The sequence below is a fragment of the Asticcacaulis sp. genome (genome assembly GCF_051954415.1).
In the GTDB taxonomy this organism is placed as follows: domain Bacteria; phylum Pseudomonadota; class Alphaproteobacteria; order Caulobacterales; family Caulobacteraceae; genus Asticcacaulis.
In genome coordinates this window covers 205,408-226,827 of the sequence record NZ_JBQCHT010000012.1, presented here as the reverse complement: position 1 = coordinate 226,827, position 21,420 = coordinate 205,408, and the positions used below count along the sequence as shown (strand labels likewise).

Genomic DNA, 21,420 nt, shown 5'->3' with positions numbered 1-21,420 from the left:
AACAAAGGCGCGATGACATCCCATTCTGTATCGGTCAACTCGTAGCGGCGACGCGTCATGAAAAAGGCTCCCTGTTCACCGGAAGCCTTGAATCACGATCAGTTCTAAATGGGAATCCCGTTTATGGGTTTACGCCCTAGTTAATGGCTGCGTAAACCAGATGCAGGGTGTCGTCGTCGATCCTGGCGCTGGAAATCAGGCGCAGCGACGGCGGCACGGTATGGAAAAACGGCTTGCCCTGGCCCAATACAGAGGGCCGCATGACGAGGTGATATTCATCGATCAGCCCCAGACCGGTCATCAGGCCGGCCAGTTCCGGGCCGGACACGCTGATCGTACCATCGATGCGTGCCTTCAGATCGCGGACCTGCGCCGCGATGTCGCCGGAAATAAGCGTAGTGTTCGGACCAACCTCCGTGAGCGTGCGCGATACCACCCATTTCGGCAGTTTGCGCCAGGCATCGGCAAACGCCCGCAATTGCGCGTCCCATTCCGGCCGGTCTTCGTCCCAGTACCGCATAAGCTCGTACATGCGCCGTCCATAGATCGCCGCCGCCTGATCCCGCACGGTCGCTGTCCAGAACTCAAATACCTTAGGGCCGGGTGGCCCCATCACCAGTGTGCCGGCGAGATCATCGACATAGCCGTCGATCGAGACATTCATTGCCAGTATAAGCTTGCTCATGAGGGACTCCGCAGGATTTTCGCCATCGGCCGCCCCCTGGCCAGTTCATCGATCAGCTTGTCGAGATAGCGGATTTCACGCATCAATGGCTCTTCGATATCCTCGATGCGAACACCGCAGATGACGCCGGTAATCAGGCTTCGCGCCGGATTCAGCCGAGGCGCCGCCGTCAGGAAGGTTTCAAAATCGGTCCCGGCATCGAGCTGCTGCTGAAGCTCGGCCTGACTGTAACCGGTCAGCCAGCAGATGATCTCGTCGACCTCATCCCGGCTGCGTCCCTTCTTTTCCGCCTTGGCGACAAGGTGCGGATAGACGCTGGCAAAACGCATGGCGTAGATGCGGTGACCAGCCATGGGTCAGACCTCATTCACCTGGAAACACCCCCAGCCGTCATTGCGGCCGTTAAGCGGCGCGGCGGCCTCTTGCAATTCCGCTTCAAAGGCGGTGATGGCGGCGTGATCCGGCACCATGTGGTGAACGACCTGAACATTCCATTTACCGAAATTGAGGTCTGTGACATTGTCGTGGTCGATCTCCCACGGGCCATAATCGACCTCATAGCCCTTCTCGGCGAAGATCACGCAGAAGGCTTTCGCCGACTCCTCATCACCGAACAGCAGCGAGAAATCGATATCGCGCGCCACGGAGAGATCGTCGCCATCGGCCTGCATGGCGCGCAGGACATCGCCGGTTTCATCGGCGGGAAAATCAACAGGCATGACAGGACTCCAAAGAAAAAGGCAGGCGGGATGCGCTCCCACCTGCCTTTAGCACATATATATCCGGAAAACCTATTCAGCGATCACTGGAACCGCGGTCGGGGCCGTTTCGGTTTCCGGCACCGCCGAATTGGCGCTCAGTTCGATTGCCACGCCGGTTTCCTCGTCGCGGACGATTTCCTCGCCATTCAGAATCTTGGCGATTTCATCACCGGTCAGGGTTTCCAGGTCGAGCAGTGTCTTGGCCAGGCGGTGCAGGCCATCGAGGTTTTCCAGCAGGATGCGCTTGGCCTCTTCATAGCCGTCATTGACCAGGCGCTTGACCTCGTCATCGATGATCTGCTGCGTTGCTTCCGAGGTATCGCGGCCGAGCGCGCCGTATTCATCTTCGCCCTGCTTGTAATCGACGAAGCCGAGCTTGTCCGAGAAGCCCCAGCGCGTCACCATCGACTTGGCCAGGCGCGTGGCGGCCTGGATGTCCGACGAGGCACCCGAGGTGATGTTGTCCTTGCCCATGATGATTTCTTCGGCCACGCGGCCGGCCATCATGATGGCGAGGCGCGAGGTCATCTGGGTGAAGTTCATCGAATAGCGGTCGCCTTCGGGCAACTGCATGACCATGCCGAGCGCCCGGCCGCGCGGAATGATCGTCGCTTTGTGGACGGGATCGGCCTGCGGGGTCTTGAGCGCCACGATGGCATGGCCGCCTTCGTGGTAGGCGGTATTGCGCTTCTCTTCCTCCGACATGGCCATGGACTTGCGCTCGGCGCCCATCATCACCTTGTCCTTGGCGTCCTCGAAATCGCGCATGGTGACCAGCTTGCGGTCCTTGCGCGCCGCCATCAGCGCGGCTTCATTGACCAGGTTGGCGAGATCGGCGCCGGAGAAGCCCGGCGTGCCGCGCGCGATCACCTTGACATCGACATCGACGGCCAGGGGCACCGGCTTCATGTGGACGCGCAAAATGGCTTCGCGGCCGGTCAGGTCGGGGTTGGAGACCGTCACCTGGCGGTCGAAGCGGCCGGGACGCAGCAGGGCGGAATCGAGCACGTCCGGACGGTTGGTGGCGGCGATCATGATGATGCCTTCATTGGCCTCGAAGCCGTCCATCTCGACCAGCAACTGGTTGAGCGTCTGTTCGCGCTCGTCATTGCCGCCGCCATGACCGGCGCCGCGGTGACGGCCGACGGCGTCGATTTCATCGATGAAGATGATGCACGGCGCATTCTTCTTGGCTTGCTCGAACATGTCACGGACGCGCGAGGCGCCGACGCCGACGAACATTTCGACGAAATCCGAGCCGGAGATCGAGAAGAAGGGCACGCCCGCCTCACCGGCCACGGCGCGGGCCAGAAGCGTCTTACCCGTACCCGGAGGGCCGACCAGCAGGGCGCCTTTCGGAATCTTGCCGCCCAACTTCTGGAACTTCGACGGATCCTTAAGGAAATCGACGACTTCCTGCAGTTCTTCCTTGGCCTCGTCCACGCCGGCAACATCGGTAAAGGTGACGCGGTTCTTGTGTTCCGTCAGCAGGCGCGCCTTGGACTTGCCGAAGCCCATGGCCCCACCGCGACCGCCGCCCTGCATCTGGCGCATGAAGAAGATCCAGATGCCGATAATCAGGATGACCGGCAAAAGCGTGGTGACGACATTCATCAGCAGCGACGTCTTGCCGCTTTCCTTCTTGGTCGGCACCTTCTTCTGGGCCAGGGCGTCATCAAGATCCTTGTGATCGAAACCGACCACCGCATGGAACTTCTTGCCATCGGCGGTCTTGCCGGCGGCCTCGTCATTATGGATGACGATTTCGGTCACCTTGCCGTCGTTCACATTCGCCACCAGTTCGGAATAAATCATCTCGACCGGCTTGTTCGGGTCACTCACCAGGCCACGGGCGTTGGTGTTCATGACCACGTAAATGCCCAGCAGAAAAGCCAGTATCACGCCGATAATCGCCATGGACTTCAGGTTCATGCCAATGTCTATCCTCAATAAGGCCCTTGAAAACGGGCGCCCCTCCACGGGGTTTTCGTACATAATCAGACGCCTCATGTTTATCCAAAAAGCGGCAATCCACTTTTTGGCATGAGGCTTTACTACCATATAGGACGCGCCGGGCGGTTTCGCTACACGCCATTTATTGGTGTAAAAACGCAATCGCTTTTTGCGCTTATTACAGCGCTTTCCGTCGTGATCAATCCCAGGGCGGCCCGCAAGCGCGATCCGACCAGACACCGGGCCGTAATGGCACCATACGCCCCTTGTCTTAAGGCCGGGTTTGTCAGCAAATATTTATTTTGATTATTGTTTTGAGCGGCCGGCACAAAAACCGGCTGAGTGCCACGCAAGTCCGCCGGCAGGCGCATCAGCCAGGACCTGTCAGCCTCAGTCAGATCACCGCGCACCCGCCCGGAGGCGACGACCTCGCCCGCTTGCGACGACCGGACAAGAAAGCGGCCATCCCAGACCGCCGCATCCGTTCCATTCAGTGTGCATACGCCGGACCGGTTGCGACCGATATCGCCCGTTTCCCGGCTGAGAGTGATCAGACCGTCCCGTCGGACGATCCGTGCCCCGGCCAGGTTCAGGGGACCGGCTGAAGACAGGTTTTCCAACAGCGCCGCGATCTTGTTCCGCCGCGGCAGTCTGTCACCGCCGCCGGCACAGACCTCCGCCGCCGCTAGAAGCTTAAGGGCCATTTCCCGCGGCAGGGCATCGAATGCCTCCGCCCTGAAAGCGATCATGCCTAAAGGCGCTAGGTCCTGGGGCTGATAAAGCAAATCGCGCAGCCCGCCGGCCGTTATTGTGGCTTCATCTTCACGCGCACTGAGATCAACGGATTGTTGATGCAGGGCCTTCCGTGTCCGCGCCCGTAAGGAGTGCGGACTGTCATTGGCAGGATCATCGATCCAAGTCACGCCCATGCCACGCAAATACGCCCGCAAGGTTTCCCGCCGCACATCGAGAAACGGCCTGTAAAGAAAGATATCATGCCCTTCCGGCCAGACCGGCGACGGCGCCCAGATTTTCGGCGCACCGACATTGGAACCCTGTGCGCGCATGACCTGGGCCTCGGCGATATCATCGGCGGTATGGGCCAGGCAAAGCACGGACAGGCCCTTTTCCCGCGCGGCCTCAGCCAGCAGGCGGTGCCGCGCCAGACGCGCCGCCGCAGACAGGCCGGTGGCCGGTTTTTCGCCTTGCCAGTAAAGCACGGTAAAGCCGGCCCCGACGCGCGCCGCGTGATCGGCCACCGATTGTGTCCATTGCGGACTTAAGGGATTGAGCCCGTGATCAACGCAGAAGACCTCCAGTGGCCTTTTGTTCCAGGCTGCCAGCGCATAGAGCAGCGCCACGGAATCGCCCCCACCGGAAACGGCCACACCGATTGCCCCGTCACCATCGAGACGGGCCGCGAAGTCTGGGAATTTATCCTGAATAAAAGCCGGAGCAGGCAAGGCGGCGCTTAAACCGCCCCGCACCTGTTCTTGTCCTTCAGCACCTTGGCCTGATTGCGCATCTCATTGGTGGCCAGCTTGGCATAGACCTTGTCGAACTGGGTCAGCGACGCACAGACATCGGCCGGGCGATTGCTGTCATTCAGCGCCTGGGCCAGCCTGACGGTCGCTTCCGGCGCCCACGACGTCTTTGGCCAGCCCTTGAGCGAGGTGGCATAGGCCGAAACAGCACCGGACGGATCGCCCTTCATGGCGCGGACCTGCCCGAGACGGAACCAGGCTTCCGGCGTCTGCGTCGATTGCGGCCAGGCCGTGGTGAAGGCTTCGAAGGCGCGGCCGGCATCATCCGTCTGTCCGGAGCTCATCAGGCTGAACGCCTGGTCGAAATCACCCTGGGCGCTGCCAGTCGAAGCCGGCGGCGGCGGCGGCGGCGCCAGTTGCGCCTCCAGATCCTTGATGTGGGCATCGGCGAGATCAGCGCGCTTGGTCAGGGTATCCATGCGGGCCGTCTGATTGGTCAGCGCCTGCTGCATCAACTGGTTCTGGTGCTGCAATTCCTCGACCTGGCCGATCAGGGTGGTGATCGAGCCGGCCTGCTGGTCCAGCTTGCGCGCCTGGCTGTCGACCGTGGCCTGGAGCGCCACCACTTCGGGATCGGGCTCGATCAGGATCGGCGGCGCGCCCTTCTTGTTTTCGACGCGCGAAACCGCACGTTCCAGCTTGCGGACATTGCGATCCAGCTTTTGCAGCTTCTTGGCGTCCCAGACCGTGTTATCGGTCGGCTGCTGTCCGGGGATTTCCTCATCATCCTCGTCGCCGAAAATCTGGGCATGAGCACCAGCGGGCGCAAAAGCCGACAGGGTAATCGTCGTCAAGGGCAGGGAAAGCGCCAGAATGGACAGGCCGGCGGCCATCTTGCCGCGTAAGCCCATTCGCAAACCACGGCGGGTCATATTACTATCCGTCATGTGCAGATCGCCCTTTTACTCAAAAACCAGGGAATTATCTTATAACTAACAACATAGTCAGGCTGAAATAAGACGCAAACCCTAAATTGCATCTGGCGAAATAAAGGGCGCGAGCCTTGCGGCCGCGCCCTTTATATAGCTCATGCGCGCCGTGCGCTTACTGCGAAGCCGCCAGGCTGTCGTTCTTCACCCAGCCGACATTGTCATTGTCGTCGGCCACTTCCCAGTACATGCCGTCCTTGTTGCCGGTCGGGTAAACTGTCAGCCCCACCGGCAGGGCACGGATGACCTTGCCCGTGGTATTGGGCGCCGAACGCAGGGTGGTCGCGGTCTGGACGGTGAAGCTGCGGCTCGGCGCCGCTTCCTTGCCGCCGACATCGATGCCGCCGAGATTATTGACCATTTCGGCATAGGCGACGATGAAGGCCTGGGTCACGATCTTGCCGATGTCGGTATCTTCGTAGCCGCCGCCGACCGCGCCGCCGAAGCCGATACCGCCGCCGGCGCCCCAGCTCAGGTCATTCTTGGCAGCATGGCCTTCAAAGGAATTGGACTCGGATGTGCGCACATCGGTCAGCGACAGGACCACATCGGCCTCGCTCTTCTTGGTGCGGAAGCCACCGACGATGGCCCCGGCCCGGCCGCCGACCAAACCGCCCAAGAGGCCAGCGGCCCCGCCGCCGCCCGTATTGGAATCGGCGCTGCCGACCTCCGCCACCAGCACGAAATCGGCGGCCTTGATCTGGCCCTTGCCCATGTTTGAGCCGCGTTGCAGACCCAGGCTGCCGCCGATATCGCGCTCACGCTGCGCCGCGTCCATGCCGGCGCCGCGATCGACCAGCGAGAAGCAGCCGGATTTCTGGACGATGACCTTGAGCAGCTTTTGCGGCGCCGCCAGGCTGTTATTGGTCCAGCCCGACGGGTCATCGCCATTGACGACCGAGATGGTGCCGAGCTTGGCCGAACAGTGCGGCAGACCGGCCATCATCTTGTCCTGGGTTTGTTGCGCCTTGCTGGCCTTGGCCTGGGCAAAGGCTGGCTCAGTCACGGCCAAGCCAAGCACGGCGGCGATCGCCGCACCGGCGGCCGCGGATTTGCGGATGGAATTGAATGTCATGGAACAGCTCCCCAATAATCGATTGAAAACAGGCGGACAACCCGCCGCAACGACTATGCGCAAGCCGAAGGCAGTTGACCGGGAAATATCAGAAATACGCGAACTGACTGGCGGCCAACGGGGCCGAACTGAACAGGTGTGACAGCGCCGGGAACGGATGCCCCCTGAAACGCATCATGCCCCCTGACCTTACGGCCAGAGGGCATGAGTTTCAATCCAAAAACCGACGGATAAGGCCGGTTTGAACCTTATTGGGCGCCCGAGGTCAGGCTGGTGTGGGCGTTACGGTTCTTGGCCCAGGCATCTTCACCCGAACCGTTGTCGATCGGGCTTTCCTTGCCGTAGGAGATGGTCGAGATGCGGCTGGCGGCGACGCCCTTGCCGGCCAGGAAGTCCGAAACGGCCTGGGCGCGGCGGGCGCCGAGGGCGAAGTTGTATTCGCGGGTGCCGCGTTCGTCGGCATTGCCTTCGATGCGGATATTGACCTGCGGATAACGGACCAGCCAGGCGGCCTGGGCGGCCAGAATGCCCTGCGCGTCAGAGCGGATGTCGGAGGAATCGGTGTCGAAATAGACGCGGTCGCCGACATTGACGACGAAGTCCTGCTGCGAGCCCGGAACGATGCCCGGCAGCGGCGCTTCGGCGACCGGCGGTTGCGGAACCGGCTGCGGCGCCGGCTCGGGGGCCGGAGCCGGAGTCGGCTCAACGACGGGCTTGGGCTTGCTGGTACAGGCCGCCATAGACGCCATAACCAGGGCCATTACGGCGAACTTTGCTACGGACTTGGTCGATACCATGATGTTGAATCCTCTCATTTCAATACAATGTGCTGAACATATCTCTGTTCTGTGACGGGATTATGCACAAAACTTATAAAGATACGATGATATGGCTGTTAACTTTTGTCAAACGGGCGTTGTCATTTTTCCAGAGAACTGGATGTTTTTTCCATCTTGCGGCGGAATTGGGCAATTTCACGACCGCTTTACACCAAATCCGATGAATTTTCGGTTTGTGGACATGGTTGCCCAATCCTTACACAGCTTATAATTACAAAGTTTGCGCCCTGTTCCAGCCGCCTACTTCAACCGCGGCGACCAGGCCGGATCCGAGGCGCCGCCGGGATAAGGTACGGCACGCTCGACACGGCCGGTGACCTCGACCATCCACAGAGACGGGTTGCCGCCCTGGCTCTCGCGGAAGAACATGATGTAGCGGCCATTCGGCGCCCAGGTCGGCCCCTCTTCGAGATAGGAGGAGGTCAGGAGCTTGGCATTGCCGCCACCGGCATCCATGACACCGATCGAGAAGCGGCCACCCGACTGCTTGGTAAAGGCGATCTGGTCGCCCTTCGGCGAAAACACCGGCGTGGAATAGGAGCCGCCGCCAAAGGTTATCCGGCGCACATTGCCGCCCGAGGCGTTCATCAGATAGATTTGCGGCGAGCCGCCGCGATCGGAGGTGAAGGCGATGGTGGAGCCATCGGCCGAGAAGGACGGCGAGGTATTGATGAAACCACCGCTGGTCAGCTTGGTCATCGAGCGGGTGCGCAAGTCCATGACATAGATATTGGTGGCGCCGCCCTGGCTGACCGAGAAGGCCAGCTTGGAGCCATCGGGCGAGAAGCGCGGCGCAAACGCCATGCCCTTGATCTGGCCCACGGCCTCCTGACGGCCGGTTTCGAGGTTATAGATATAGATACGGGCGCTGTCGGCGGTCAGGGCCATATAGGCAATTTCCTGGCTGTCGGCCGAGAAACGCGGCGTCATCACCTTGGTATTGTTGCCGGCCACCGGCAGGTAGGAAGGGTTGGCGCCATCCTGGTCCATGATGGCCAGGTGCTTGATGCGCGCCGTGCGGTAGCCGCTCTCGGCCACGAAAACGATGCGGGTGTCGAAATAACCTTCCTGGCCGGTCAGCTTTTCATAGATGGCGTCGGCGATCTTGTGGGCGATGCGGCGCCAGTTTTCCGGCGTGGCGGTCAGGGACTGGCCCAGAAGCTGGTTCTGCGAGAAGATATCCCACAGGCGGAAATCGACCTGAAGGCGACCGTCGGAATCGACAAAGGCGCGGCCATTGCTGAGATATTGCGCATTGATCGTCTTCCACGCGGCAAATTCCGGCTGGACGGCAACATCGGGATTCTGCTGGATAAAGGCCGCCGGATTGATAGGCGCGAAATAGCCGGAGCTTTCCAGGTCGTTCATCACCACCTTGGAAATCTTGTTGCCGAGATCACCGCCAGACGCGTCATTACCACCAATAGCAATGGCGATCGGCAGGGGCTGGATATTGCCCTGATCGACCGTGCCGGTCAGTTCATCTTGGGCATGAGCAAAGGCGGGGATGCACACCAGCATCAGCGCGCCGGACACCGCCGCCAAAATTGTTTTCATCAGTTTCATGTTCGCTCCTTTGGTCGGGACGGGCCGCTCATCAGCGCCCCTGGCAGGCCTTTCGGGCATCAAAAATAATCTTCAGCGGACGGTTATAGAGACCATCCGGCAGGTCGGTAAACGCATTGGGCTGGCCCTTGTTGACAGCGGCCAGGGCGAGATTGGCGCCCGCCTGCCAGACCGGGTCATTACGCTTGTTCACCCACTCCGGCCCCTGGGTAACACGGCCATTGGGCGAAAGTGTGAAGCGGATTTCCGGCGCCACGTTCTGGCTGCCCGGCACATCGCAATTGAGCAGCCACAGCTTGTTGAGGCGCTGGGTCAGGGCATTCATTTCGGTCTTCAGGCCGGCATCGGCCGGGCCGGATCCAAAGGCGGACGCGCCGGTCGTCTTCTGCGTGCTCGCTGACGGCGCGCGGCGGGTCGGCGCCTGGGAGGGCGTGGCAGCCAGACGGCTCAGGAGGTCGTCCTGCGGCTTGGCCTTGGGCGCCGGCTTGGCGGGTGTTGGCTTCTTCGCCGGCGGCTCCGGTTTTTTCAGCCCGTTCTTGTCGGGCGGGACCGGTGCTGGCTTCGGTGGCGCAGGCGTTGGCTTGGCTGCCGGCTTGATCGGTTCCGGCACGGGCTGTGGCGGGGTCGGGACCGGCTGTGGCGGTACGGGTTCGGGCTGCGGGATCGGTTCCGGCGTCTTGACCGCGAGGTCATCGACCGGGGCTTCCGCCATCTGGCGGCTCGGCATGTCGGAAATGATCGTCACCGGCACGGAGGCTACCTGGAGCGGCGGTGGCGTCAGGTGCAGGCTGATCAAGGCAAGCAGGATCAGGCCGACGTGCAGCAGAAGGGAGACGAGAAAGGACGGTCCGAATTTCTTCATGCGTCTATGGGGTCACGCTTTCGGGTTCAGCGGCGACCGTTGGTGCTGCGGGCTTGCCCCCCGAACCCTTACCCATCGTATCGGTGACCAGGCTGATCTTGGTGAAGCCGGACGACGACAGCTTGCCCATCACACGGGCGACGGACTCCCAGCTCGCCTCGCCCGCGCCCCGGACATAGATCTGGGTCTCTGTATCGCCGCGGGTGATGGCCAGAAGGCGCGGCGCCACCTGGTCATAGCTGGCCGGATCGTCATTGACGTAAAGCTGGCCGGTCTTGTCGATCGACACGGTGACGGGCTCGCCCTCATCCTTGAGCGCAGCCGCCTCGGTCTTTGGCAGGTTGATCTTGATACCCGAATTGAGCAGCGGCGCCGAGATCATGAAGATGATCAGCAGTACCAGCATGACATCGACCATCGGCGTGACGTTGATTTCCGACAGGGCGGCACGGCGGCGCGTGCGGCGTCCGCGGCGGCTGCCCCCTCCGTGGCCTGAACCTCCCATAGCCATAGGATCAGCCTCCCAGCTTGTCGCCGAGGCGGCGGGTGAGCGACACCATCAGCTCGTCGGCAAAGCCTTCCATGCGCGAAGTGAAGCGCGCCACCTTCGAGTTGAAGAGGTTGAAGGCGATATAGGCCGGAATGGCGGCGAACAGGCCCATGGCCGTGGCGAACAGGGCTTCGGAAATGGCCGGGGCCACGGTGGTCAGGTTGGTGTCGCCCTGGCTGGCAATGGCCGAGAAGGCGTTCATGATGCCCCAGACCGTGCCGAACAGTCCGACGAACGGCGAGGCCGTGGCGATGACCGCCAGTATGCTCAGCCCGTCTTCGATCGTATCGGCTTCGCTGGCGATGATGTGGTTCATTTCGCGGTCAACCTGGGCGACCAGCAAATCGCCCTGCGCAGCGCTCAACGACTTGCCCTTGTAGTCCTTCCAGGCGGCGGTGACGGCGACCAGCAGCTTCTGGAACGGTTCCTTCGGCTGGGTGCCCAGCGTGGCGGCGATATCATCGAGCGCGCGACCGGAATTGAGCGCGCCTTCGAAGCCGTCGGCCTCCTTGTTGACGCGATTAAGCGCGCCGGTCTTCTGGATGATGATGGCCCATGACCACAGCGAGGACAGGGCGAGCCCCACCATGATCACCTGGACCACGATATCGGCGTGCAGGAAAAGCTGAAGGAAGTTCAGGGCGCCGGGAAGGCTGTCGGTAGCTGAGCTGGCGGCGGAACTGGCGCTCATGTCGCATCCTCGGTGTTTAGGTTAAGACGAATAGTGAATCTGTAATGCTTGATACAAAGAAGTTTGGGTACCATGCCCGACAATTGGCGACATTTCTATGGCGTCGGAACAGAAAAAGGCGCTTTTACAGCGCCTTTTCACCCGCTACGTGCAATTTGATGGCGGTTTGCAGGTCTTTCGGCAGGCGTTTCGGGCGGCCTTTCAGATCGATGCAGACGACCTGAACCTGGGCTTCGGCGAGCTTTTGGCCCTCGCGCTCAACCCACTGATCGAGGGTGAAACTGGCGCCGCGCGCCGCGATCAGGCGGCTTTTGACGGTGACCAGATCATCGATGCGTGCCGGGCTCAGATAACGGATATTGATGCTGCTGACGGCAAAGGCCAGCGGCTCATCGAGCGCCGCCAACTGATGGTGATGGACACCGATCAGGCGCATATATTCGGACCGCCCGCGCTCGAAATATTTGAGATAGTTGGCATGATAAACGACACCCGAAAAGTCGGTGTCCTCATAATAGATGCGCACCGGCAGTTCGTGATGATCACCGTCGATGCGGCCGGATAGGTCTGAGGTCTGAAGGTTTGAGGTCATCCGATGAATGTAAAGACAGTTCACTGCGTTTTCCAAGCCCTTTTGCTTCTCCTCCCCTGCAAAGCGGGGGAGGTGGCAGCGCGAGGCTCGCAGAGCCGGTGTCGCTGACGGAGGGGGGCATTCCACAGGTTTGCCCCCCTCCGTCTCGACGCGCTGCGCTTGCTCGACACCTCCCCCGCTTTGCAGGGGAGGAGAAATGTCACGGCCTATCCAGCAACGCGCAGATATCGGCGCGCATATCGTCCTCCATCCGGCTGCCCTTGCGAGTGAATTCGATATAGCGCCCTTTACGGCCATAAGATTTCCAGTCATTCAGGCCCTTGCGGTTTGGATCACCCGTCTTGGCAAATTGCACCCAGTAATCCATCAGCGTCGGCCAGCGATCTTTTTTCACGCCTTCCGGGCGGTCATTGAAGACGAAGTTCAGTTCAGACCCATGATGCACATCGGCTTTCGGGTCGGCATCGATATCGAGTTGGTAAAGCCACGCTGCCTGCCCGGCAGCCGTCATCTGACGGGCCATCCAGTCAGCCGGACAGCGCAGCATGAGATCGGTGGAAAGCTGCATCGCTGCATCCCCCAGTACCGGATCGGACTTCGGGGTCTTGTCGATATCGAGTTTATAAAAGCGCAGCACCTTGCTACGGTCTTCACCAAAGCGTGTGGCGATGGCGCCGTAGAGCGAGGCGCTGACGTCGGCCAGCATGAGTTCGCGCGCGGAAACGCCGATGATCAGCGGCACCTTCGCCCCCTCGCCGGCCCTGAAAATCTCCGCCGGCGATTTCGGCAGCACATGGCCATCGATCGTCGCCTGGTCCCATATAAAGCTGGCGTCCTCCATCGGCGGAGAGAGCTTGTCCCCCGCCTGCTGGAGCGCCAGGGCCGGCGCCTGGCGCAGGTCGGCCAGAGCCCTTGCGCTGTCGGCCGGATCGTTGCTGAACTGCTCAGCCAGCCGGATGCCGAGGGCCTCGTTCTGCGCCAAAGTGCGCGGCGCGAAGCCGAACTGCGGTGTGCCGCTTTCCTTTATGGCTTTTTGGAACAGCCCGCGCGCCAGCGGCGAGGCCAGCATCAGCCCGACATCCTGCCCGCCGGCGCTGTGGCCGAAGATCGTCACATTCTCCGGGTCGCCGCCGAAACGAGCGATATTATCACGCAGCCATTGCAGGGCCTTGATCTGGTCCATCAGGGCATAATTACCCGATGCGCCGCCTTGCTCGGCGGTCAGGGCCGGATGCGACAGAAAGCCGAAGACGCCCAACCGGTATTGCAGGGTGACGATGACGACATCGCGCCTGCCGAGGCCGGAAGAAATGGTGCCCTCGCCCGCCCCGGCGCGATTGGCCCCGCCATGGAAAAAGACCATGACCGGCTTTTTCGCCTCGTGGCTCAGCGAAGGCGTGCGGATTTCGAGATAGAGGCAGTCCTCCGAACTGGCCTGCGAGATTTTCGTCTGCCAGCCGTAATCGGCCTGGAGGCAGCCGGGCGCACTGGTTTTGCTGAAACGCACGCCTTGCCAGGCCGGCACATCCTGCGGCGCGGTCCAGCGTAGGTCGCCCACGGGCGGTTTCGCAAACGGCACGGCCTTGAAGGCGAATGTGCCGTCCTGCCACGCCTCGCCGCCAAGCTGTCCGCCGGTGACCGGCACGATGACATCGGGCTGCGGACCGGCAGGTATCGGCGCCGGTGTTTCGACCTTAGGCGCCACAAGGCCGCTTTCGGACGGCGCAGAACGTATGACCGGCGGCGGTAGCGCAGGCTGAACCGGTTTCGATGGCGCTTTTCCCGGAAGGACCATGCGGTAGCGGCCATCGCCCCCCCGCATAGGCTGCTGAGCGAAAACGGGAAAGGCCGCGAGCGCCGCCAGCAGACACAGCCCGGCCAGCCCCGCCTTCACCCTAGTGGCCCTGTGCCCAGAGATAGGCCGCGCCGCGCACGCCCGACGAATCACCCCATCTGGCGGGCACGAATTTGGATTCCCAGCGATCCGTGAAGACCAGCGGTTCTATGCGCGACGCCAGGCGCTCATACATTTCCGGCACGTTCGACATGCCGCCGCCAAAGACAAACACGTCGGGATCGAGGATATTGACGACGACGGCCAGGGCCTGCGCCAGGCGGCGCACCCAGCGGTCGAAACAGGCGTCGGCCTCGGCATCACCTGCACGCATGGCGGCGATAATCTCCTCGCCCTTTAGCGAGCGGCCCGTTACGGCATGGAAATCGCGGGCAAAGCCGGAGCCGGAAATCCAGGTTTCCAGGCAGCCATGCAGGCCGCACCAGCATTTCGGGCCGGGATTTTCCTCGGGCAGGGGCCAGGGCAGCGGAATATGTCCCCATTCGCCGGCCAGGCCGTTGGCGCCCTCGACCAGATGGCCATTGACCACCACGCCACCGCCGCAGCCGGTGCCGATGATGACGGCAAAGACATTGGCCTCGCCGGCGCCGGCGCCATCCTTGGCCTCGCTAAGGGCCAGGCAGTTGGCGTCATTGGCCAGGCGGATCGGTTGGCCAAGTGCGGCTTCGAGATCGGTCTTGAAAGGCCGGCCATTGAGATAGGTGGAATTGGAGTTGCGCATCAGGCCGTGACGCGGCGAGGCCGAACCAGGCGAACCTATGCCGATGGTCTTGGCCCCGAGGCCGGGCTGTTTAGCGCGGGCTTCGGATTCGACGCTGGCGATCAGATCACGCACCAGGGTCAGGGCGGCGTCATAATTGCCGGGGTTCGGCTCCCGGTGCCGGGCCAGGAACTCACCGGAGGGCGACAGGGCCGCCGCCTCGATCTTCGTTCCGCCGAAATCAACGCCGATATGCAACATGTCTTTTGTCTCGTCCCCGGTTTTTCTTATTTTTATTTTATTTAATAGAAAAAGCAAACCCCTGAAAATGCCGGGCAGGCATTTTCAGGGGCTTTATTTCCGGCCTCGGTGTTTAGTGGCCGACGCTCACGCCTTCTTCGATGACGTGGACATGGGCCTTCTTGGCAGCCTGCGAGAACCACAGAACGTAGAGGTAGCAGATCAGCGGCACACCGAAAGCGAGCGAACGCGCGCCGATCGGGAAATGCGCCACAAGCTGGTCAACCGTGAAGCCGTACAGGATCGAGATGAACCCGCCGCCGCAGATGGCCATGCACATCAGACCGGAGGTGGCCGAGGCCGGGGCCGTCGAGCGTTCGAGCGTGATGGTGAAGATGGTCGGGAACATGATCGAGTTGAACAGGCCAATCAGGATGGCGGCGCAGCCCGGAATGAAGCCTGTGGTCAGCGGCGCATTGAAGACGCCGTTGTCGCTGGGCAGGCCGACCGTGCCGCCAAGCGGAGTGGCCGGCATCGAATAGGTGGCGATGACGATCAGGCAGAGGATCGACGCGCAGGTGGCGACAAAGGCCAGCATGGACGTGGCCTTGAACTTGCGCAGCAGGACCGAGCCGCCGAAACGGCCGAACATGGCGAACAGCATGAAGACCGGGCCGACGAAGCCGGCGACCTGCGAGGGCACATTGAGGATCTGCTTTTGCTCAAGGAAGAAGATCATGCCGGAAATGACGCAGACCTCAGCGCCGACATAGAGGAAGATGCCAAGCGAACCGAGATTGGCCCACTTCGACTTCAGCGCCGAGAAGGGCGATTCGGCGTGTTCGGCCATCTTGGGGGCGTGGTGGGTGATGGTGTTGCGCACCAGGAAGACGGCCAGAGTGAAGACGGCAAAAACAACCGCCAGCAGCAGGTAGACATTGGTGACGAAGCTGAGGCCCGTATCCTTCATCGCCTGGGTGATCGTGGCGTCCGGAATGAACAGGTCGCCCTTGAGCAGGTATTTAGCGCCGAAGATGCCGCCCAGGAAGGCGCCCATCGAGTTGAAAGCCTGCGACAGGTTGAGGCGGAAGTGCGAACCCTTCGGATCGCCCATCGAGGCGATCAGCGGGTTGGCCGCGACCTGGAGCAGGGTGATGCCCGAAGCGGCAACGAACAGGCCGAGCAGGACGGTGATGAAGTTATGCGAGAAAGCGGTCGACCAGGCGATCAGGCAGCCGGCGACGATGCCGACGAGGCCGAGCACGATCGACTTGGCGTAGCCGTTCTTGGCCAGGTAAGCCGCCGAAGGAATCGACATGATGCCGTAGGCGATGAAGAAGGCGAACTGGTTGAGCTGGGTTTCAAAGTCGGTGAGCGTGTAGATGACCTTCATGCTCTTGACGAGCGGGTCGATCAGGTTGGTCACGAAGGCCCAGATAAAGAAGAGGCATGTGACGTAGATAACCGCCAGTAAGAGGCCACCGCCTCCCGATTTTGGCGCTGCGGATGAAGAGTCGGACATATGACCTGCCTGTTGCACTGTTATGGGTGAAGTGCGCGCAAGCTGCCCTCACCGGTTAAATAAATCAAATTGCAAAAAACGTGTTTTTGCGGTGTTGGCAAATGAAAAACGTTGCGCGGTGCAGCAATTCCATCTCCAACCCGATGACAGAGGTATATTCAAAATAATTGTCTGACAAGTGGCAGCACCTTTCCGGCGAGCGATCCACCTTATCGTAAAAGGAAAAAACGATATCCGGGCGAAGAATAAGCCTTGCCGCCGTTTAAGTATGACAATTTTTCAACAGAAATATAAACTTAGACAGCGCTGTCACACCTTGCGGCGCAGCATAAAATTAAACTTGACCCGGCGGGAGAATAGAGGCTTTGTCGCACGCGAAAAATGCCATAGAGGCAGCGCCCGGCAATCCGGCGGAAAACCCCGGATTTGCCTTTAATCCGTGAGATGTGAATTGAAAATTCTTCGCCGCCGTAAAACCAAGATCGTCGCCACCCTGGGCCCTGCCAGTTCCAATGCCGAAATGCTGGCCCAGCTTTTCCAGGCCGGCGCCGATGTTTTCCGGCTCAATTTCTCGCACGGCAGCCACGAAGACCACGGCCGCAATATCGACCTGATCCGCGATCTGGAAGCCAAATCGAAACACCCGATCGGTATCCTGGCCGATGTCCAGGGACCGAAACTGCGCGTCGGCCGCTTCATGGGCGGCGCCGTGGTGCTGACCAACGGCCAGAATTTCCGCCTTGACCTCAACCCGACGCCGGGCGATTCGCGCCGCGCCAACCTGCCTCACCCGGAAATCATCACGGCCGCCCAGATCGGTTCGCACCTGCTGCTCGATGACGGCAAGCTGAAACTGCGCGTCACCCATGTGCGCGAGGATCATCTGGAAACCGTCGTCGTCAATGGCGGCCGCCTGTCCGACCGCAAGGGCGTCAATGTGCCAGACGTGGTCCTGCCGATCCCCGCCCTGACGAAAAAGGACCGCGAGGATATGGCTTTCGCCCTGTCGCGCGGCGTTGAATATATCGGCCTGTCGTTCGTGCAGCGTCCGGAAGACGTGCTTGAGGCGAAGGAAATCATCCAGGGCCGCGCCTGGGTGCTCTCCAAGCTGGAAAAGCCGCAGGCCCTCGATAATCTCGATGAAATTGTCCGCCTGTCCGACGCCATCATGGTGGCGCGCGGCGATCTCGGCGTTGAACTGCCGCCGGAAGAGGTGCCGCTGGCGCAAAAGCGCATCGTTCAGGCGTCGCGCGCCGCCGGCAAGCCGGTCATCGTGGCGACGCAAATGCTGGAATCGATGATTTCGGCCCCGACGCCGACCCGCGCCGAAGCCTCCGACGTCGCCACCGCCGTCTTCGATGGCGCCGATGCCGTCATGCTGTCGGCCGAAACCGCTGCCGGCCAGTTCCCGGTCGAGGCCGTCACCATCATGGACCGAATCGTCGCCCGCGTCGAAACCGATGACGGCTGGCGCAACCTGACCGACCGCCGCCGCCCGGAACCGGAAAAGACCACCAACGGCGCCATCGCCGCCGCCGCCCGCCAGGTGGCCCAGACCATCGACGCAGTGGCCATCGCCGCCATGACCAATTCGTCCAGTTCCGCCCTGCGCGTCGCCCGCGAACGCCCGACCGCCCCGATCATGGGCCTGACGCCGAATGTCGAGACCGCCCGCCGCCTGGCCCTGACCTGGGGCGTGCATCCCATCCTGACGCCGATCACCCATTCGATGACCGAAACCGTCGCTGTCGCCTCCAAGCTGGCGCGCTCCGAAGGCATAGCCGAGCCCGGCCAGGATATCGTCATCGTCGCCGGTATGCCGTTCGGCAAGTCGGGCTCGACCAACTCCCTGCGCGTCGCCCGCGTCTCGCGCACCAATGCGCAGGAAGCCGAATTCGACGACAGCGAGAAGTAACGCTAAATCAAAGCTTTCGCTTTAGGCTCCGGAAACCAGATTTCCGGAGCCTTTTTCATGTCGCCAGTTCGCCTTATATATGCGCTCCGCCGCGCCGACTGGCTGAATGGCGAACGGGGACGCGTCTACAGCCTGATGGGCCTGGTCGCCTTCCTCCTCATGGCCCTGTGGTTCTGGCTGCGTTTCGCCGTCATTGCCCCCGGCCCGGACCCGCTGGGCGGCGATTTCACCAGCTTCTATGCCGCCTCAAAACTGGCCCTGTCCGGCCATCCGGCCGATGCCTGGAACCCCGCCGCCCATGCCAAGGCCGAAGACAGCCTTTTCCATGGGCCGCATGACTATCTCGCCTTCTTCTATCCGCCGCCCTATCTGCTGCTGTGCTGGCCGCTGGCGCTTCTGCCCTATGGCTGGGCGGCACTTAGCTGGATGACCGGCACGGCCGCCCTGGCGCTTGGCCTGCTGCGCGCCTTTTTCCGCCGCGTGCGGCCGGAAGGCCCCATGCCCCTGGTGGTGATGCTGGCTTTTCCGGCCTTGTGGATCAATATCGGCTGCGGCCAGAATGGTGCCGTGACCCTGGCCATCCTGACCGGCGGCTTCCTGATGATGGACCGCCGTCCGATCGTGGCAGGGCTGATTCTCGGCCTGATGGTCATAAAGCCGCAACTTAGCCTGGCCCTGCCGTTTGTGCTCGGCGGCGCGGCGCTGGCTGAACCGAAACGCTGGCGGACCTTCTTCGCCACCGGTTTCAGCGCGCTGGGCCTCTGCGGACTGGCCTGGCTGGCTATGGGGACAGCGGGCTATGCGGCCTTTTTCACCAACAGCGCCTATGCCCGTGACGTGCTGAACCAGGGGCTTGTCGATCCCGCTCTGATGCAGAGCCTCTATGCCGGCCTGCGGATGCTGGGCGCTTCCATGACCGCCGCCTATGTCGCGCAGGGGGCGCTGTCCGCCATCGTGCTTGCCCTGGCTGGCCATACCGCCTTCCGCTATCGCCCCACCGGTCTGGCGCTCGGCGCGCTGACGATTTCGGCCACGGTTCTGGCTACGCCCTTCCTGCTCGATTACGACCTGCTGGTCACCGCCCTGCCGCTGGGCTGGCTGGTGCTGACCGGCGCGAAGCACGGCTTCCGCAACTGGGAAAAACTGCTGCTTCTGCTGGTCTTCCTGTTTCCGCTCGCTGCGCGCAAGCTGGCCCTGGTGGCGCACCTGCCGATGGCGCCCTTGCTCCTGCTGATCGTGTTCGCGTTTGTCATCCGGCGCATCAGGACCGCTGAAAGCGTTCCCGCCGCCCTGCCTGCCGCCTGTGCCGCCTGATGATCAGTCGTTTCCTCGCCTTTGTCAGGGATGCCGACTGGCTGGACCGGAAGCGGATCCGGGCCTACACTCTGATCCTGTTCGCGGCACAGGTCATTGGCTTTGTCGTCTGGATCGGCTTGGCACGCGGCGGTATCGATCCCGGCGGCAAACCGCTGGGCACCGATTTCATGAGCTTTTACGCCGCCTCGAAACTGGTCCTGGCGGGCCATGCGGCGCAGGTTTGGGATCCGTATGCTCATCAGGCGGCGCAGGATGCCATTTTCGGGCGGCAATTGGGCTACTGGGCCTTTTTCTATCCACCGGCCTATCTGCTGGTCTGCGCACCGCTGGCGCTGCTGCCTTATGGCGTGTCGCTGTGCCTGTGGCTGGCGGGTACAACGGCTGCCACCGTGGCGCTGGCCCGGAAATGGTTGCGGCAACAGGCGCCGGTGGCCATCGGCCTGATCCCGCTGCTGGCTTTCCCGGCCTTGTGGATCAATATCGGCAACGGCCAGAACGCCGCCCTGACCACGGCGCTGTTTCTGGGCGGTTGCCTTCTACTTGATCGCCGGCCATTTATCGCCGGGCTCATCCTCGGCCTGCTGGTCATCAAGCCGCAACTGGGCCTGGCCCTGCCGTTCGTCCTGGCCGCCTCCGGGCGGTGGAAAACCTTTGCCGGCGCGGCGGCGGGCGCGGCGGGCTTGAGCCTGGCGGCCTGGGGTTTGGTGGGAACGGAGGGGTATCTCACCTTCTGGCACAACAGCGAACTGGCGCGCCGGACACTGGAAACCGGGCTGGTCTCACCCGGTCGAATGCAGAGCCTGTTCGCCGCGCTTAGAGTGTGGAACCTGCCGCTGGGGCTGGCCTATGGCGCGCAGATTGGGCTGGCGCTGGGCGTGATCGTTTCGGCCGGTTTTATCGCCTGGCGGTTCAAGCCGGATCGCTTTGCGCTCGCCGCGCTGATGGTCTCCGCCACCCTGCTGATGTCGCCGTTCATGCTCGATTACGACCTGCTGCTCAGCGCCATTCCGCTGGGCTGGCTGGTCATGAGCGGCCTGAAAGACGGCTTCCGGCCATGGGAAAAGACCCTGGCGCTGACGGTCTTCGTCCTGCCGCTCTTCGCCCGCTCACTGGCGCTGAACCTGCATCTGCCGATGGCACCGCTGGTGCTGCTGCTGTTTTACGTGATGGTGGCGCGCCGGATCAGTAACCCGCCTCAAACATATGACGCACAGAGTGAATAATCACAGCCTCGTCAGTCGTTTGATAAGCGACGACATATCCTGACTGTCCGAACGGCACCGGCCATTCCCGCACATCCTCAGGCAGATCGTCCGGATGACGGCCTGCTTCGGGATGGCTGGCCAAAATGCGTACGCCCTGGCGTATGCTGGCGACCGCCCTTCTGGCGGCATCAGGGTTATTGGCAGCAAGAAAGCTGTGCAACCTGTGTAAATCCCAGAGCGCGCGCCGTGTCCAGCGCAGGTCGCGCATCACCGGGACGGCGAAACCGCCGCCGGCGGTTCGATCACAGATCCGGCTTCCAGTTGATCAAGCCAAACATCGGCGTCACTGGCGCTGACGTATTCACCTGTTGCCTGATATTCCGCATAGGATTGCATGATCTCGGCCACTGCCCGCTGGCGCCGCTCCTCGCGCTCGATATACTGCTCGACCGCCTGACGCATCAACCAGTGCGGTGTGCGTTGACGCGATTTGGCAAGGGCCTCCAGCCGGCTTTTGATGCCGTTGTCGAGCTTGAGGCTGGTTGTGGAGGTATCCGCCATAGGCGCCATCCGGTGAGTTGAACAGGTATAGCCCTTACCATCGCAGGTATGACCGGGT

21 protein-coding genes are annotated in these 21,420 nt (G+C 61.9%); 3 read left to right on the top strand and 18 right to left on the bottom strand.

Going from position 1 to position 21,420, the window contains the following annotated elements; all coding sequences use genetic code 11:
- Positions 1–136: 136 nt before the first annotated feature.
- The 16 genes from ACTHND_RS04815 to ACTHND_RS04740 form a co-directional block, all read right to left on the bottom strand.
- The gene (locus ACTHND_RS04815) at positions 137–685 is read right to left on the bottom strand and encodes a dihydrofolate reductase family protein (protein ID WP_440176280.1); all 549 of its coding nucleotides are present in this window, start codon (positions 683–685) and stop codon (positions 137–139) included.
- Positions 682–1,038, bottom strand: coding sequence for a DUF2200 domain-containing protein (locus tag ACTHND_RS04810; protein ID WP_440176278.1), 357 nt, complete (start codon positions 1,036–1,038; stop codon positions 682–684). The genes ACTHND_RS04815 and ACTHND_RS04810 overlap by 4 nt, the downstream gene beginning before the upstream one ends.
- A gap of 3 nt (positions 1,039–1,041) precedes the next feature.
- Positions 1,042–1,404, bottom strand: coding sequence for a ribonuclease E inhibitor RraB (locus ACTHND_RS04805; protein ID WP_440176276.1), 363 nt, complete (start codon positions 1,402–1,404; stop codon positions 1,042–1,044).
- 72 nt (positions 1,405–1,476) lie between these two features.
- Positions 1,477–3,378, bottom strand: coding sequence for an ATP-dependent zinc metalloprotease FtsH (gene ftsH, locus ACTHND_RS04800; RefSeq protein ID WP_440176275.1), 1,902 nt, complete (start codon positions 3,376–3,378; stop codon positions 1,477–1,479).
- Between the two features lie 152 nt (positions 3,379–3,530).
- On the bottom strand, positions 3,531–4,862 hold the full coding sequence (gene tilS / locus ACTHND_RS04795; RefSeq protein WP_440176273.1) for a tRNA lysidine(34) synthetase TilS: 1,332 nt from the start codon (positions 4,860–4,862) through the stop codon (positions 3,531–3,533).
- Positions 4,863–4,870: 8 nt separating this feature from the next.
- On the bottom strand, positions 4,871–5,830 hold the full coding sequence (locus ACTHND_RS04790) for a tol-pal system protein (protein WP_440176271.1): 960 nt from the start codon (positions 5,828–5,830) through the stop codon (positions 4,871–4,873).
- Positions 5,831–5,987: 157 nt separating this feature from the next.
- The gene (locus tag ACTHND_RS04785; protein WP_440176269.1) at positions 5,988–6,947 is read right to left on the bottom strand and encodes a CsgG/HfaB family protein; all 960 of its coding nucleotides are present in this window, start codon (positions 6,945–6,947) and stop codon (positions 5,988–5,990) included.
- A 248-nt stretch (positions 6,948–7,195) separates the two neighbouring features.
- On the bottom strand, positions 7,196–7,744 hold the full coding sequence (gene pal, locus ACTHND_RS04780; RefSeq protein ID WP_440176267.1) for a peptidoglycan-associated lipoprotein Pal: 549 nt from the start codon (positions 7,742–7,744) through the stop codon (positions 7,196–7,198).
- Positions 7,745–8,026: 282 nt separating this feature from the next.
- On the bottom strand, positions 8,027–9,352 hold the full coding sequence (gene tolB, locus ACTHND_RS04775; protein ID WP_440176265.1) for a Tol-Pal system beta propeller repeat protein TolB: 1,326 nt from the start codon (positions 9,350–9,352) through the stop codon (positions 8,027–8,029).
- Between the two features lie 31 nt (positions 9,353–9,383).
- Complete coding sequence (locus ACTHND_RS04770) at positions 9,384–10,214, bottom strand: hypothetical protein (protein ID WP_440176263.1); 831 nt, start codon at positions 10,212–10,214, stop codon at positions 9,384–9,386.
- Positions 10,215–10,218: 4 nt separating this feature from the next.
- On the bottom strand, positions 10,219–10,725 hold the full coding sequence (locus ACTHND_RS04765) for an ExbD/TolR family protein (RefSeq protein ID WP_440176261.1): 507 nt from the start codon (positions 10,723–10,725) through the stop codon (positions 10,219–10,221).
- Between the two features lie 4 nt (positions 10,726–10,729).
- On the bottom strand, positions 10,730–11,455 hold the full coding sequence (gene tolQ, locus ACTHND_RS04760; RefSeq protein WP_440176260.1) for a protein TolQ: 726 nt from the start codon (positions 11,453–11,455) through the stop codon (positions 10,730–10,732).
- Between the two features lie 124 nt (positions 11,456–11,579).
- Positions 11,580–12,047 carry a tol-pal system-associated acyl-CoA thioesterase gene (ybgC, locus tag ACTHND_RS04755; RefSeq protein ID WP_440176258.1) on the bottom strand — a complete coding sequence of 156 codons (468 nt, stop codon included), beginning with the start codon at positions 12,045–12,047 and terminating at the stop codon, positions 11,580–11,582.
- 199 nt (positions 12,048–12,246) lie between these two features.
- Positions 12,247–13,941 carry a carboxylesterase/lipase family protein gene (locus ACTHND_RS04750; protein ID WP_440176256.1) on the bottom strand — a complete coding sequence of 565 codons (1,695 nt, stop codon included), beginning with the start codon at positions 13,939–13,941 and terminating at the stop codon, positions 12,247–12,249.
- A gap of 1 nt (position 13,942) precedes the next feature.
- Positions 13,943–14,863 (bottom strand): ROK family protein, encoded by a 921-nt coding sequence (locus tag ACTHND_RS04745; RefSeq protein ID WP_440176254.1) that lies wholly within the window; start codon positions 14,861–14,863, stop codon positions 13,943–13,945.
- A gap of 112 nt (positions 14,864–14,975) precedes the next feature.
- Positions 14,976–16,364, bottom strand: coding sequence for a sugar MFS transporter (locus ACTHND_RS04740; protein WP_440176252.1), 1,389 nt, complete (start codon positions 16,362–16,364; stop codon positions 14,976–14,978).
- 451 nt (positions 16,365–16,815) lie between these two features.
- Here ACTHND_RS04740 and pyk point away from each other — a divergent pair, with 451 nt between their 5' ends.
- The 3 genes from pyk to ACTHND_RS04725 are packed head-to-tail and all read left to right on the top strand — an operon-like array spanning position 16,816 to position 20,819.
- The gene (pyk, locus tag ACTHND_RS04735; protein ID WP_440176250.1) at positions 16,816–18,279 is read left to right on the top strand and encodes a pyruvate kinase; all 1,464 of its coding nucleotides are present in this window, start codon (positions 16,816–16,818) and stop codon (positions 18,277–18,279) included.
- A 57-nt stretch (positions 18,280–18,336) separates the two neighbouring features.
- A complete protein-coding gene (locus ACTHND_RS04730; RefSeq protein WP_440176247.1) occupies positions 18,337–19,593 on the top strand; it encodes a glycosyltransferase family 87 protein in 1,257 nt (418 codons plus the stop codon).
- On the top strand, positions 19,593–20,819 hold the full coding sequence (locus tag ACTHND_RS04725; RefSeq protein WP_440176245.1) for a glycosyltransferase family 87 protein: 1,227 nt from the start codon (positions 19,593–19,595) through the stop codon (positions 20,817–20,819). Before ACTHND_RS04730 ends, ACTHND_RS04725 begins: the two co-directional genes overlap by 1 nt.
- Here ACTHND_RS04725 and ACTHND_RS04720 read toward each other — a convergent pair.
- A complete protein-coding gene (locus ACTHND_RS04720) occupies positions 20,779–21,069 on the bottom strand; it encodes a type II toxin-antitoxin system RelE/ParE family toxin (protein WP_440176243.1) in 291 nt (96 codons plus the stop codon). The two genes, ACTHND_RS04725 and ACTHND_RS04720, sit on opposite strands and share 41 nt — an antisense overlap.
- Positions 21,069–21,362, bottom strand: a complete 294-nt coding sequence (locus tag ACTHND_RS04715; RefSeq protein WP_440176241.1) for a CopG family ribbon-helix-helix protein — start codon at positions 21,360–21,362, stop codon at positions 21,069–21,071. The genes ACTHND_RS04720 and ACTHND_RS04715 overlap by 1 nt, the downstream gene beginning before the upstream one ends.
- Between the last annotated feature and the right edge of the window lie 58 nt (positions 21,363–21,420).

Excerpts from the sequence above, each read along its gene's own strand:
- ACTHND_RS04815 (WP_440176280.1), bottom strand. The coding sequence starts at position 685 with ATGAGCAAGCTTATACTGGCAATGAATGTCTCGATCGACGGCTATGTC.
- ACTHND_RS04810 (WP_440176278.1), bottom strand. The coding sequence starts at position 1,038 with ATGGCTGGTCACCGCATCTACGCCATGCGTTTTGCCAGCGTCTATCCG.
- ACTHND_RS04805 (WP_440176276.1), bottom strand. The coding sequence starts at position 1,404 with ATGCCTGTTGATTTTCCCGCCGATGAAACCGGCGATGTCCTGCGCGCC.
- ftsH (WP_440176275.1), bottom strand. The coding sequence starts at position 3,378 with ATGAACCTGAAGTCCATGGCGATTATCGGCGTGATACTGGCTTTTCTG.
- ACTHND_RS04790 (WP_440176271.1), bottom strand. The coding sequence starts at position 5,830 with ATGACGGATAGTAATATGACCCGCCGTGGTTTGCGAATGGGCTTACGC.
- ACTHND_RS04785 (WP_440176269.1), bottom strand. The coding sequence starts at position 6,947 with ATGACATTCAATTCCATCCGCAAATCCGCGGCCGCCGGTGCGGCGATC.
- pal (WP_440176267.1), bottom strand. The coding sequence starts at position 7,744 with ATGGTATCGACCAAGTCCGTAGCAAAGTTCGCCGTAATGGCCCTGGTT.
- tolB (WP_440176265.1), bottom strand. The coding sequence starts at position 9,352 with ATGAAACTGATGAAAACAATTTTGGCGGCGGTGTCCGGCGCGCTGATG.
- ACTHND_RS04770 (WP_440176263.1), bottom strand. The coding sequence starts at position 10,214 with ATGAAGAAATTCGGACCGTCCTTTCTCGTCTCCCTTCTGCTGCACGTC.
- ACTHND_RS04765 (WP_440176261.1), bottom strand. The coding sequence starts at position 10,725 with ATGGCTATGGGAGGTTCAGGCCACGGAGGGGGCAGCCGCCGCGGACGC.
- tolQ (WP_440176260.1), bottom strand. The coding sequence starts at position 11,455 with ATGAGCGCCAGTTCCGCCGCCAGCTCAGCTACCGACAGCCTTCCCGGC.
- ybgC (WP_440176258.1), bottom strand. The coding sequence starts at position 12,047 with ATGACCTCAAACCTTCAGACCTCAGACCTATCCGGCCGCATCGACGGT.
- ACTHND_RS04745 (WP_440176254.1), bottom strand. The coding sequence starts at position 14,863 with ATGTTGCATATCGGCGTTGATTTCGGCGGAACGAAGATCGAGGCGGCG.
- ACTHND_RS04740 (WP_440176252.1), bottom strand. The coding sequence starts at position 16,364 with ATGTCCGACTCTTCATCCGCAGCGCCAAAATCGGGAGGCGGTGGCCTC.
- ACTHND_RS04730 (WP_440176247.1), top strand. The coding sequence starts at position 18,337 with ATGTCGCCAGTTCGCCTTATATATGCGCTCCGCCGCGCCGACTGGCTG.
- ACTHND_RS04725 (WP_440176245.1), top strand. The coding sequence starts at position 19,593 with ATGATCAGTCGTTTCCTCGCCTTTGTCAGGGATGCCGACTGGCTGGAC.
- ACTHND_RS04720 (WP_440176243.1), bottom strand. The coding sequence starts at position 21,069 with ATGCGCGACCTGCGCTGGACACGGCGCGCGCTCTGGGATTTACACAGG.
- ACTHND_RS04715 (WP_440176241.1), bottom strand. The coding sequence starts at position 21,362 with ATGGCGGATACCTCCACAACCAGCCTCAAGCTCGACAACGGCATCAAA.